Source organism: Streptococcus mitis (assembly GCF_047463435.1).
GTDB classification, from domain to species: Bacteria; Bacillota; Bacilli; order Lactobacillales; family Streptococcaceae; genus Streptococcus; species Streptococcus mitis_DS.
The window spans coordinates 1-13,323 of record NZ_JASHDW010000021.1 but is presented as its reverse complement, the minus strand read 5'-3'; the positions used below and the strand labels follow the sequence as shown (position 1 = coordinate 13,323).

The following is a 13,323-nucleotide window of genomic DNA, read 5'->3' as shown; positions in this document are numbered from 1 at the left end:
GTTATGTAAGTACCAACGGTAACCGTGTTCTCACAACAGATGAAGTGACAGGTAAGTCAGGTGAAGCCATTGCCTACAGCACAACAAGTCAAATCACAGAATTCAAGAAACAAGGCTACAACCTTGTCAGCGATGAATTCACATCAGGTGGTGCGAAGGTTTATGACTACGATACAGCACGTGACCAAGTCTACACTGTAACCCTTTCAGAACGTGTTGAACCAGTTAACCCAGATAACCCAACTCCACAACCAAACACCCCAGTCAATCCAGGACAACCAGATAGCCCACGTTGGCCAGCTAGTGTCCATGATTTGGATAACAAGGAAAGTGTTAGCCGTACCATCCATTACGTTTACGAAGATGGAAGCAAGGCTAAGGATGATGTGGTTGAAACACTGAACTTTAAACGTTGGAGTCGTATTAACCTAGTGACTGGTCAAATTTTCTTCCAAGACTGGACAACTAATGATGATACGTTTGATAAAGTGGTATCTCCAACTATCGCAGGTTACACAGCGGATAAATCAGAAATCCCAGCTGTAAGTGGAGTTCAAGCTAAAGACCAAGACCGTGTTGAAACAGTCACTTATCGTAAGGATGCCCAAAAAGCTGTTATCCGTTATGTAAGCACTAACGGTAACCGTGTTCTCACAACAGATGAAGTGACAGGTAAGTCAGGTGAAGCCATTGCCTACAGCACAACAAGTCAAATCACAGAATTCAAGAAACAAGGCTATAACCTTGTCAGCGATGAATTCACATCAGGTGGTGCGAAGGTTTATGACTACGATACAGCACGTGACCAAGTCTACACTGTAACCCTTTCAGAACGTATCGAACGTGTAACACCGAAAGATCCTAAACCGCAACCCAACACCCCAGTCAATCCGGGACAACCAAATACACCAAATTGGCCAGGCACTGTTGAGAGAATGGAGAAATTGACTCAAACAATAAGTCGCCGTATTAACTTCCGTTACCTTAAAAATGGAAAAGCTGCATATGGAACAATTGATCAACATATCAGCTATGAAAGAAATGCTCTTGTGAATTTGGTATCTGGTGATATCCATTATGAACAATGGAAGATTACTGGAATTAAGAACCAAGATGTTGTAGCTCCAGTAGCATCTCAACCATCAGTTACGAATAATGGTGAATCAAGAGTTGCTAGATCATCTAGAAGCAGACGAGCTTTGTCAGAAGTAGCTCCAGTTTCAGAGAATCTTTTAGCTACACAAGTTAATAATTCTCAAGTGTCTCCAGTAGGCTTAACTGTGACTGAAAATGGTGAGCGTTCTGTACGCCGTTCATCAAGAGGTAAACGTGCTGCTGTAGCGGAATCAACTACTTCAAATAATTCAGAAGCGGATTCATCTGTTAATGCTGTCTTCAAAGCTGTACGAACTCCTATTACACCAAAATACTATGCTACTGTGAATAAAGTAGGGACGATGGAGGTTAATCCAAATTCTCCTCAAGATACAGAAGTTAATGTTGACTTGAAAGAAATGGGACGCATTGTTGCAGTTAATGAAAAAGGTCAATATATAAATGCCGAAGGTGAGGTCGTTAAAAATATTGACGATGCACTATATAAGTATTATGATAACGATCCTAATGACGCTACTAGAGCAGGCATTACAAAGATACCAGATGCACCACATTTTTATGCTTTCCATAAAGAACAACCAAATGTCTGGGGATATAGCATAACGGATAGAACAGTTGATCCAAATGACGAATCTGATCCTGATCGCATCGGAAAAGATACCTTTGTAACATATAACGAAATTATTGATTCATTAACTAAGGAAACTGAACAAACTGTAAACTTTACTGGGGCAGGTTCTGCAACTCCTAAAGATAATGTGCAAAATGATTTTGTCTTCAAGGGATCATATAATGAAGCGACTAAAGAAACAACTTGGGAAAATAAGGACCATACCTATGGAACAGTTAAAGTACCAGTTGTGATAGGGTATTTCGCTGATAAAGCAGAAGCTGGTGCTAAGACAGTTACGCCAGATTTACCAAAAGCAACAGATACAGTTACATATAAAGTTTTGGGTAAAATCATTCCAGTAGATGCTTCTGGAAATGTAATTGCAAATGCTCCTCAACCACAATACCTGAATGATGCAAATGATCCTCGTAAAGCTGGAGAAACAGCAGTACCTGAAATTGTAGGCTACAAACCAGAGCGTACAAGTGTTACACCTGAAAATCCAGGTGAAGATACAAAAGTAACTTACGTCAAGACAGAACAAGTTGCAGTTGTTCGTTACATAGATGTTGATAACAAGAATGAAGTCGTTCATACAGACAATATTACTGGTAAATCAGGAGAAAAGATTGCCTATACGACAGAAACTGTTTTGAAATCGTTGCTTGAAAAAGGGTACTTATTACAGGAAGATGGTTTCCCTGCGGATGCAACTTTTGATACAGATGAAACAAAAGTTCAAGAATATACAGTCCTATTGAAACATAAGATCACTGTTAAAAAAGATACTCCAAAACTTGTGGAAAGAACGATTCATTATGTATTTGAAGATGGTACAAAAGCAAGTGAAGATCACCATGATCAAGTAAGCTTTTCACGTATGTTAAGTATTGATAATGTAACAGGTAAGACTACAAGTACATCTTGGGTTTCTGAAGATGGAGTGACAAGTTTTGACGAAGTGGTATCTCCAAGTATTGCAGGATATAATCCTGATCTTGCTAAAGTGGTTGCGGTTCAAGGAATTACAGCAGAAACTGAAAATCAAGTTGTAACTGTAACGTATAGAAATATTCAACCAATTCCACAAGTTACGCCAACTCCAATTCCGACTCCGACCCCAACCCCACAAGTTACGCCGGATCCAGTACCGACCCCAACTCCGGTTCCAACTCCAACCCCGGTACCGACCCCAACTCCAATTCCGACTCCAACCCCAACTCCACAAGTTACGCCAACTCCAGTTCCAACCTCGACCCCAGCTCCAAAAGTGCCATCAGCAGTTCCAACTCCAAACTCAGCTCCAAAAGAGGAGGAAAAAGAACTTCCAAAAACTGCGGGTCACTCTTCTGGTATGGCTCAAGTTCTAGGAGTACTTGGCCTATTTGCTGGATTCAGTTTAGTTGGAAAAGCAAAACGAGATGAATAAAATCAAAATAAAACTCTAGACAACAAAATATTGGAAGTGTAGTGTTTTAGGGAGTGAGAATGTATGTCAATACAGCATCAATTCCACTCTCTTTTTTATCATAAAAAGTTAGAGAGAAAATATATGTATTCAAGAGTAAAACGGAATCAAATGAATAAGGTAAACAAGTATTCCATTAGAAAATCAAGTTTTGGTGCAGTATCTGTTGCTGTAGCTGCCTTGATGGTTTTTGGTACTTATTCAAATGTGAGTGCAGATGAACAGAAAGTAGATTCACATCGCACTGAAAAAGAAGAGCAAAAAGTCTCTGAAAAACCAGAAGAGACCAAGCAAGAGAAATCTGAGGAAAAAATAGCAGAATTATCTTCAACTCTTCAAGCTCCAGTTTTGGAAAAAGAAGAATTAGATGTCAATGCCCTTCTAAAGAAGGAAGCAGAGTCTAAAGTGGCAGCTGAGACAAAAAATTCTGACTCAAAAGAATTAATTTTTAAAGATGTAAAACCCAGCGAAGAAAAAAATACTTCACCTGCTTCAAGTGAGAAGGTAAAGGAAGAAAAATCAGTCGAAAAAACTACCTTGGAACAGGTTGTATCAGAAGCAGAAGTTTTAAATCAAGTTGCTGTTCGTTATGCTCAAGAAGCAGATCGTAAAGTTGAAGAAAAAGCCTTGGTTCAAGAAGCTGTTAAGGCAGCAACAATTCAGATTTCACAATCAAAATCCTTGTTGAAAGATTCATATGTTAGTGCAGAAAATCTTAAGACTCAATTAAACCAACTGTATTCAGCTATTGAAACAGTATATACTGAGTTGCAACGTGCAGGACACGGCAAGAAAATTAGCGCTAGTCTATCGCCAACTCAAACACAAGATGTAGCTATCGATAATGGAAATATTATTGCCAGTGGTACAATCGATATGGCGGATCGTGTGACTTCAACAGGTATTGCTGATTATCGTTTCCAATTAAAATTTAAAAATGGTGCCTATCATAAGGGGGATATCTTCACAATTGGTTTGAAGGAATTACCGCAAGACAATAATCTTCCTCAAAAATTGGTTGCTGAAGGTAAAGTATTTGCAGAACGAGTGAGTCTGGTTCAGAAAAATGATAATGCCAAAGCTGGAAGCCTTTCATACTGGGCTTCACGTGGAGATCGTGACGTTGCTTTGGACACAAAAGAATCATGGGATTTAGTTGACAAAGGGAGTCATATTGAAGCAACATACCGTTTTACTGACGAAATTGAACGCTTAGATGATGTTACTTTTGAACTTCAATACAGAGGTGGAATTCGTTATCCTCGAGTGAACGTGGATAAGTCTGTAACTGGTGTTATTTCAGTTAATGGTCAAAATGTAGTCACTAAGAATTACACTGTGATTAAAACAGATATAGGAGCACCTAAAGTTTATGATACACCAGCTACAGCTAACTTCACAGGTGATGTTATGTTGGATGATGATGGTAGTATCAAAACATATAACAGCACTCTTCGTATCGGAACATGGAAATCAAACTTTAGTGCAGGGACCCGTTTCACCGTTCGTATCAATGATACAGAATTCAATAAGTTTGCTACTGTCGGTGAATTTGTTGAACGTGGTGCCCACAATGTCGAAATGATAAATACTAGCCCTGATACATCAAGAACAAGGGTAAATCGTCATAATGTTATTTTGGAGGCGCCTCGTGAAGAACCAGGTCAACATGCAAAATTTAAGATTCTTAAGGCTGCTGATAATGAATTAACCTTTGAACTCGTTTCTGGAAAGATGTTGGCTGGAAGAACCTATGTATTACGTACAAAAGACTTTGGAGTTGACCGTGTTCCGACAAGTCACACAGTTAATTATCTGAATGAAGCTAGAAATGGTTTTAAATCAAATGTTCCAGGGACATTGACAGTTGTTGATGCCAAAGGTAAAAATCTTACAGACCAATACGAACAAGCTGCTGACTCTGACTGGAAAATTGCCAACCCAGATATGGTAAGAACAGATGGACGCCTTGTATATGGAGATGTAGCTGTTCGCTTCGTTGATACTCAAGGGAAAATGCTTCTTCCTGCCATTGCAGCGGTGGAAAATGGAGGTATACTTCAAGATAAATTCACTACTGTAAGACCATCTACCAAAATTGATACTAGCTATGTAGCTACTTTGGAGAGAAATACAACTGAGACAGAAGTTCAAGAAAACAAAGGAATTCAAACAACATCTATCACAGCACCTTATCTATTACATTCACCAAATGGTAAATATTATGTCTTCAAAGAGTACGCACAAAATGATCGTTTTTATAGCAATACGAAGACATCTGGTACGATTACACGAGCTCAAGCTAACGTGGTAGCTGTGTACGAAGAAGCTAAATTTGGTAAAGTTGATATTCAATATCGTGATAAAACAAGTCAAGCTATTTTAGAAACATTCAATACACCACATGATAAGAGTTCAAATCTCATTAACTTATTGGGAAATAACTATGATGTGACTGCTAAAGTTCCTGAGCGTTTCGAAAAAGATGGTGTGGTATATGTCTTGTCGCAAACACCTGCTAATAGTAAGGGACATTTGACACAGGCTGATATCCATGTTGTTTATGATTATGTTGCTCAACAAAAGGCGTATGTTAAATACCTTAATCAAACAGAAACAAGTCCTAAGGTTTTAGGAAATGTGGACAGTGTTGTTGGTCTTCCAGGTGAAACAATTGCTTATAATTCAAAAAATCGTATTAATCAATACCTAAAACAAGGATATGAATTAGTACATGATGGTTTTGCAAATGCTAATGATAAACGCTTTGACAGTGAAAAACAAACTGATCAAGTATTCTCAGTTCAATTAATCGAAAAAGTTGTGACTGTCACAGCAGATGATCCTAAACCAATTGCTGGAAATCCATTAGTAGTAGGAGACGCATTGACACCTGTTTGGCCTAAATCGGTTGAAAACTTAGATACACTGAGAAAAATGACCAAGCAGACGATTCACTACAAATACCAAAAAGATGGTAAACAAGCTTTCAAAGATGTAGTTCGTTCTGTAGTTTTTGAAAGAGTAGCGAGAGTTAACCTCGTTACTGGTGCAGTTATTTATGATAATTGGAAAATCACAAGAATTGATGATAAACCAGTAGCGTCAGTGGATACGACTGTTCATAAACCAAATGTCACTCCACAAGGAGTAACAACTATTGCAGCAACTCCTTCTAGTCTAGGTAATGGAATTTCTATCAAACCAGTTTTGAACGTTCCGAATCCAGTTGTTGCATCATCACCAATTGTTACAAAACCTGTTGTACCGGTCAAACCAGTAACACCGGTTAAACCAGCAGTGTCAACTCCGGCTAAGCCAGCACCTGTAGTTCAACCAAAACCGGTAGCACCATTAACACCAGTCAAACCAGTAGTTTCGACACCAGCAACTCCAGCGCCTGTTGCCACACCACAACCAGTTGCTCCAGTAAAACCAGTAGCACCAGCACCGGTAACACCGGTTAAACCGGCAGTATCTACTCCAGCTACACCAACACCTGTAGTTCAACCAAAACCGGTAGCGACTACTGATTCAAAACCTAGCTTAACTCCAGCTGAAGCCTTGGCTGCAATTAAACCAACAGATTTTTCTTCACAAACATCTGTTAATAAGAAAACAGAAACAAAACCTGTTCCTGGTGGAACGGCTACGACTACAACTACAACGACAACCACTGTTACCTCAAATGCAGCAACAGCGGGTCCAACAACACCAATTGTCACTATCACAACAAATGAAACCGAAACTCATTCAGAGGTGACAAGTGTCATTCATACTGGCACTACTAGCCATACTCATGTGGTCGGAGTGGTTACAAAACCAAACGTAATTGTTACTCATCCAAAACCAAGTGTTCAGCCTAAACCGCATTTAACGAGACCTCATCATGGACCAGTACACCATGTTCCTTCACGTCCAGGTAAACAAGTTAAACCAATTAGAACTGGACCAGGAACTCGTGGTCATGCTAGAAGACATCGCTAAATAAAAAAGTGTCAATACAGATTTAACAAGTAGGATAGTACTAAATAGCACAAAAAATGAGCAACTTTACATCAAAAGTTACTCATTTTTATATTAAAGACTTCTTAAAATTTTCTATTTTTTACTAGATCGCTGCGATCAAGTCTTGAGCTTGTTTTTCAAGTGAATTTAGGACTGATTCTTCAAGAACCAATTTTCCGTCTACCCAAGCAGAGTCATTGACACGTGCAGCAGTGAAATCACCAACTACTTGTGTACGGATAAATGGCAAGAGGTCCTTGTAAATAGCGAAAAGTTGATCGTGACCTGCATTGGCTACAGATGATACGGTGACAAACTTGTCTTGAAGAGCAGAAGCGCCACGTGTATCAGACAAGTCAAGGGCACGAGATAGCCAGTCAAGCAAGTTTTTCACTGTTCCAGGGATAGAGAAGTTGTAGACTGGAGAGAAGATCCAGATAGCATCCGCAGCGAGAACTGCTTCACGAGCAGTAGCTACAGCTGGATGTGTTGGAACTTCCAAATCTTGGCTAAAGAGAGGAAGGGCTGAATAATCGAGGTAGCTAACTTCTGCTTTACCAGCAAGTGCTTTCTCAGCTTCGAGAGCCATTTGGTGGTTGAAAGAACCTTGACGTAGTGATCCGACGATAAATAATACTTTTTTAGACATGATGTGTCTCCTTTTTCTTAAATTTCCGAGAAGCCTCTCGTTGTCATAAAATATATTACAACAAAACAAAAGGACTTGCAAGAAATTTGCTCAGAGTTAATTTGAAAACGATAAAATTACAGAAACTCTAGTCACTTGCGACTGAAATGCATTTGGTTTTCGCAGAGCATTCCTATATTCTCTTGTAATATGATGACATAAGTGCTAAAATAAACAAGAAAACTCGCAATAGAAACCGCAGAACGGCTATTTTCCGGTATCATTTCATAAATAATTAAAGGAATAATAATGGCATTGAAGAATGCTTCTAAAAAGGGGTGGAGATCATGTAAGGCACAGATTAACAAGTGACGGACAAAAGAAATAATAATACACTTGTTAAAGGAGAAAAGATGTTAATAAGAAATTATCGGAAGAATATTGGCCTGATGGCCGGGGTTGAGTTTTTTGCATTTTTAGGGATTACCAGTTTTTGGATTCTCTTTCTCAGTCAAAATGGAATGTCTCTTTGGCAGATTGGACTTTTGGAGAGTATTTTTCATACGACCAGTCTTCTCTGTGAAATTCCATCTGGTATGTTAGCTGACCGTTATTCCTATAAGACCAATCTTTATTTAAGTCGAATAGCAGGGATTGTGTCTTCTATTCTTATGTTGGCTGGGCAGGGAAATTTTTGGATTTATGCCCTAGCTATGGCGGTGAGTGCCTTGTCTTATAATTTTGATTCAGGAACAAGCGCAGCAATGGTTTATGATTCAGCCGTGGATGCTGGACTGAAGGAGCGCTATCTATCCATTTCAAGTTTTATGTCAGGAGTAGCAGAAGGAACTCGATCTTTGGGGACAGTGTTGGCAGGATTTTTTGTCCATGGTCAATTGCACCTGACCTACTATATCATGATTGCCACTTCTATCATAGTTCTTTTCCTGATTTGGATGCTGAAAGAACCTAGTGTCAAGCTAGAAAAAGCTGATAGTGTGACCATGAAACAGATTATTTGGACTGTTAAGGATGAGTTGAAGCGAAATCCCATGCTCTTCAACTGGATGATTTTGTCTCAGATTGTCGGAGTACTCATGTGCATGTTTTATTTTTACTATCAAAATCAGTTACCAGATTTAAGTGGTTGGCAAATTTCAGCAGTTATGCTACTTGGTAGTCTCTTAAATATCGTCGCAGTATATCTAGCGAGTAAGATTGGAAAGAAATATGCTGCCTTGAAGCTTTTCCCTGTCCTCGTGCTGCTGACTGGCGTCACCTATATGTTGTCCTACTTTGGAACACCTCTAATCTATATTTTGATTTATTTGATTAGTAATGCTCTATATGCTCTGTTTCAGCCGATTTTTGACAATGATTTGCAAGAGCGGCTCCCAAGTGAAGTAAGGGCAACCATGCTGAGTGTCTACTCTATGATGTTTAGCCTGAGTATGATTGTCTTCTTCCCACTGACAGGCTGGTTGATTGACCATTTAGGCTTTGTAGTAACATTTCTTTATCTAGGATTCTTTTTAGTCATGATTAGCCTTTTATTAGCTATCTTTTTAGGAAAAATGGCTAAAAGAATGGATGCTAAAGTGATTCCATAGATCAAAAAAAACTTACGAAAACTTGAGTGCCAAGCTCAGGTTTTTTAATAGGTTGATTTTGGAGCTGTCTTTACTTTTCTTGATCGGTTTTAATCAAGAAAAATCGGTTTGCTTTGAAGGGAGAAATAGAATTGGTTTCTTATACTCAATGAAAATCAAAGAGCAAACTAGGAAGCTAGCCGCAGGTTGCTCAAAGCACAGCTTTGAGGTTGCAGATAGAACTGACGAAGTCAGTAACCATATCTACGGCAAGGAGAAGCTGACGTGGTTTGAAGAGGTTTTCGAAGAGTATTCTTGCATTCACTTGTAATAAAGCTTAATAGATGGTAAAATAGACGAGTGAAAAAAAGACAAAACAAAGCAAAAAATAATCTACTGTGGCAGTATGGTCTAGGGATGACGATTTTGTTTGTGGTTATCAGTGCTTCCTTTCTGTATCTAGTGTTTCTGAGTATGAAACCATATCAAACAGCTAAAAGTGAAGGAGAAAAATTAGCTCAGCAGTATGCAGGATTAGAGCAGGCTGATCAGGTTGACTTATACAATGGCTTAGAATCTTATTATAGCGTTCTTGGTCGTAATAAAAAACAAGAAGCACTTGCTGTCCTGATTGGAAAAGATGACCATAAGATTTACGTTTATCGGCTAAATCAGGGTGTTTCACAAGAAAAAGCAGAAGCTCTTTCTAAGGAAAAAGGAGCTGGCGAGATTGACAAGATTACCTTTGGCCGTTATCAAGACAAGCCAATCTGGGAAGTCAAGTCAGGATCTGATTTTTATCTAGTAGATTTTGAAACAGGAGCATTGGTCAATAAGGAGGGCCTATGAAACTATCCAACCGTGTTTTAGAAATGGAAGAGAGTGTGACCTTGGCTGCTGGAGCCCGTGCAAAAGCGCTGAAGGCTGAGGGAAGAGATATTTTGTCTCTAACCTTGGGTGAGCCAGATTTCACTACTCCCAAAAATATCCAAGATGCCGCCATTGCATCGATTCGAGATGGGCGTGCTTCTTTTTATACAGTAACCTCAGGTCTGCCAGAACTTAAGGCCGCGGTCAATAGCTACTTTGAGCGCTTTTATGGCTATTCTGTAGCGCCAAATCAAGTGACAGTCGCTGCAGGAGCCAAATATTCTCTCTATACCTTCTTTATGGCAGTGGTCAATCCAGGTGATGAAGTCATCATCCCAACCCCATACTGGGTTAGCTATGGAGATCAGGTCAAGATGGCTGAAGGGATTCCTGTCTTTGTTCCTGCTAAGGAAGACAATCATTTTAAGGTGACTGTAGAGCAGTTAGAAGCGGCTCGCACTGACAAGACCAAGGTTTTGGTGCTGAATTCACCATCTAATCCGACAGGTATGATTTACACCCGTGAGGAACTCTTGGCAATCGGAAACTGGGCTGTAGAAAATGACATTCTCATCCTAGCAGATGATATATATGGCCGCTTGGTTTATAATGGTCATGAGTTCACACCGATTTCTAGTCTATCAGAAGCGATTCGCAAGCAAACAGTGGTCATCAATGGTGTGTCTAAAACCTATGCTATGACAGGTTGGCGGATTGGCTATGCCGTCGGTCAAACAGACATTATCGCTGCCATGTCTAAGATTGCAGGTCAAACAACCTCCAATCCGTCAGCAGTAGCTCAGTATGCAGCAGTTGAGGCTCTATCAGGTGAGCAAGATACTGTAGAAAACATGCGTCAGGCTTTTGAGGAACGACTAAACACCATCTATCCCCTTCTTGCTGAGGTGCCTGGATTTGAAGTGGTCAAACCGCAAGGTGCCTTCTATCTCTTCCCAAATGTTAAAAAAGCCATGGAGATGAAAGGCTATACGGATGTGACAGAATTTACAACTGCTATCCTAGAAGAAGCCGAAGTTGCCTTGGTCACAGGAGCAGGATTCGGAGCGCCAGAAAATGTGCGCCTCAGCTATGCGACAGACCTAGATACGCTTAAAGAAGCAGTTAAACGCTTGAAAGAATTTATGGGGAGTGAGAATGATTGATCATTTTGAAATTAAGGTAAAGGATTTACAAATTTCAGAAGGATTTTATAGGAGATTTCTCGCTCCTTTGGGCTATAAATTAGCTTTTAAGACTACTTCTCTAATCAGTTTTCTTGCCCCAAATAGCCCTCATCCTGGTGGTGATTTTTGGCTGGCTCAGGGGACACAAGATCCTATTCACTTTGCTTTCTTAGCAGAAAATAAGGAAGAGGTTCAAGCTTGTTATGAGGCTGGCTTAGAGGCAGGTGGGCGAGACAATGGGGCTCCTGGTTATCGCAGTGAGCAACCGATTTACTACGCTGCTTTTGTGATTGACCCAGATGGGAACAATATAGAAGTGGTTTGCCATAAAGAATAAAAAAGAAAAAGGAAAAATAATGACAAAACGTGTAACGATTATTGATGTAAAAGACTATGTTGGTCAGGAAGTGACGATTGGCGCTTGGGTTGCCAACAAATCAGGAAAAGGAAAAATTGCTTTCTTGCAATTGCGTGATGGAACAGCCTTCTTCCAAGGTGTGGCCTTTAAACCAAACTTTGTAGAAAAATTTGGTGAAGAAGTGGGACTTGAGAAGTTTGATGTTATCAAACGCTTGAGCCAAGAAACTTCTGTTTATGTGACAGGAATTGTCAAAGAAGACGAACGTTCTAAGTTTGGCTATGAGTTGGATATTACAGACATCGAAGTGATCGGTGAATCTCAAGACTACCCAATCACACCAAAAGAACACGGAACAGACTTCTTGATGGACAATCGTCACTTGTGGCTCCGTTCTCGTAAGCAAGTAGCGGTGATGCAAATTCGTAACGCTATCATCTACGCAACTTATGAGTTCTTCGACAAGAACGGTTTCATGAAGTTTGATAGCCCAATCCTTTCAGGAAATGCGGCAGAAGATTCAACAGAACTCTTTGAAACAGACTACTTCGGAACGCCAGCCTACTTGAGCCAATCAGGTCAGCTTTACCTAGAAGCAGGGGCTATGGCTCTTGGTCGTGTCTTTGACTTTGGTCCAGTATTCCGTGCTGAAAAATCAAAAACACGCCGTCACTTGACTGAGTTCTGGATGATGGATGCAGAATACTCCTACTTGACTCACGATGAGTCACTTGACTTGCAAGAAGCTTATGTAAAAGCTCTTCTTCAAGGTGTTCTTGATCGTGCACCTCAAGCCTTGGAAACATTGGAACGTGATATAGAGCTCTTGAAACGCTACATTGCAGAGCCATTCAAACGCATCACTTACGATCAAGCTATTGACCTCTTGCAAGAGCATGAAAATGATGAAGACGCTGACTACGAACATCTTGAGCATGGTGATGATTTTGGTTCACCGCATGAAACTTGGATCTCAAACCACTTTGGTGTGCCAACTTTTGTCATGAACTACCCAGCAGCTATCAAGGCCTTCTACATGAAACCAGTTCCTGGAAATCCAGAGCGCGTGCTTTGTGCAGACTTGCTCGCTCCAGAAGGCTATGGAGAAATCATCGGTGGTTCTATGCGTGAGGAAGACTACGATGCCCTTGTGACTAAGATGGATGAACTTGGTATGGATCGCACAGAGTACGAATTCTACCTTGACCTTCGTAAATACGGTACAGTACCACACGGAGGATTTGGTATCGGTATCGAACGTATGGTGACCTTCGCAGCAGGAACAAAACATATCCGTGAAGCTATTCCATTCCCACGTATGTTACACCGTATCAAACCGTAAATAAAAAAATCACAGTAAAAGGTGTACTGACCCCAAAAAGTTAGACAATTAATTTAAGCAAAGGATTTAGTTCTGTATTGTACAGGGCTAAGTCCTTTTAGTTTTACCTTAATTCGTTTGTTGTTGTAGTAATCAATATAGTCTACA

General features: G+C 40.0%; 9 protein-coding genes. 7 read left to right on the top strand and 2 right to left on the bottom strand.

Features of this window, described 5'->3' with window-relative positions:
• Nucleotides 1–3,158, top strand: a 3,158-nt coding sequence (locus QM843_RS09680; RefSeq protein WP_414304838.1) for a mucin-binding protein, incomplete at its 5' end; no start/stop codon positions are given.
• Between the two features lie 150 nt (nt 3,159–3,308).
• A complete protein-coding gene (locus tag QM843_RS09675; protein WP_414304839.1) occupies nt 3,309–7,184 on the top strand; it encodes a mucin-binding protein in 3,876 nt (1,291 codons plus the stop codon).
• 124 nt (nt 7,185–7,308) lie between these two features.
• On the opposite strand, the gene QM843_RS09670 is transcribed toward QM843_RS09675, so the two are convergent.
• Nucleotides 7,309–7,854 (bottom strand): NADPH-dependent FMN reductase, encoded by a 546-nt coding sequence (locus QM843_RS09670; RefSeq protein WP_414304840.1) that lies wholly within the window; start codon nt 7,852–7,854, stop codon nt 7,309–7,311.
• A gap of 392 nt (nt 7,855–8,246) precedes the next feature.
• Between QM843_RS09670 and QM843_RS09665 the strand changes: the two genes are divergently transcribed.
• The 5 genes from QM843_RS09665 to asnS all read left to right on the top strand — a co-directional run bounded on the left by QM843_RS09665 (nt 8,247) and on the right by asnS (nt 13,176).
• Nucleotides 8,247–9,443 (top strand): MFS transporter, encoded by a 1,197-nt coding sequence (locus QM843_RS09665; RefSeq protein ID WP_414304841.1) that lies wholly within the window; start codon nt 8,247–8,249, stop codon nt 9,441–9,443.
• A 339-nt stretch (nt 9,444–9,782) separates the two neighbouring features.
• A complete protein-coding gene (locus QM843_RS09660; protein ID WP_261202517.1) occupies nt 9,783–10,271 on the top strand; it encodes a cell wall elongation regulator TseB-like domain-containing protein in 489 nt (162 codons plus the stop codon).
• Nucleotides 10,268–11,455: a pyridoxal phosphate-dependent aminotransferase gene (locus QM843_RS09655; protein WP_414304842.1), complete on the top strand. Its 1,188-nt coding sequence runs from the start codon at nt 10,268–10,270 to the stop codon at nt 11,453–11,455. The genes QM843_RS09660 and QM843_RS09655 overlap by 4 nt, the downstream gene beginning before the upstream one ends.
• Nucleotides 11,448–11,813 (top strand): VOC family protein, encoded by a 366-nt coding sequence (locus tag QM843_RS09650; RefSeq protein ID WP_261063151.1) that lies wholly within the window; start codon nt 11,448–11,450, stop codon nt 11,811–11,813. Before QM843_RS09655 ends, QM843_RS09650 begins: the two co-directional genes overlap by 8 nt.
• A 19-nt stretch (nt 11,814–11,832) precedes the next feature.
• Nucleotides 11,833–13,176: an asparagine--tRNA ligase gene (gene asnS, locus QM843_RS09645; RefSeq protein WP_020903470.1), complete on the top strand. Its 1,344-nt coding sequence runs from the start codon at nt 11,833–11,835 to the stop codon at nt 13,174–13,176.
• A gap of 53 nt (nt 13,177–13,229) precedes the next feature.
• Here the strand turns inward: asnS and QM843_RS09640 are convergent.
• Nucleotides 13,230–13,323: IS3 family transposase (locus QM843_RS09640; RefSeq protein ID WP_414261305.1), on the bottom strand; the 94-nt coding region annotated here is incomplete at its 5' end.